The following is a 381-nucleotide window of genomic DNA, read 5'->3' on the forward strand; positions in this document are numbered from 1 at the left end:
GTGTTATTGCGGCGTTAGTAAGCCAGCTGTTTAAGTCCTCAAATTTTATGAGTGGTAATTCATTTTGTGCCGCTATTCCGAGGGTTTCAAAGCGGATACATTCGCTGAAAATCTGTAGGTTTCTTTGGTGCAACGCCGCCAATAGTTCACGAATTTTAACGAGTTTATTTGTTCGGCGGTCAGTGCCACACATTAGTTTCGATTTTGAGGAGACACCTGTTTTGGTGACTTCTGTGTGCAGCAGGCCGGGTGTGGATAGGGTGTCATGTTTAGTTGAGATTGGTGATTGCTGAGAGATCAGCGTGCAACGGAGCCTCCTATGGCATTTTTGGTTTGAAGTTTTGTGGGCTTTGTAGGTGCGGCGTTTGCGCTACTTAGCTC

General features: G+C 45.9%; 1 protein-coding gene. It reads right to left on the minus strand.

The features are described 5' to 3' along the window. On the minus strand, positions 1-193 hold a 193-nt coding region (locus AB4653_RS24735), incomplete at its 3' end, for a hypothetical protein (RefSeq protein ID WP_372105553.1). Positions 194-381 lie beyond the last annotated feature (188 nt).

It is taken from the genome of Vibrio sp. 10N.222.48.A3 (assembly GCF_041475345.1).
Taxonomy (GTDB): Bacteria; Pseudomonadota; Gammaproteobacteria; order Enterobacterales; family Vibrionaceae; genus Vibrio; species Vibrio tasmaniensis_A.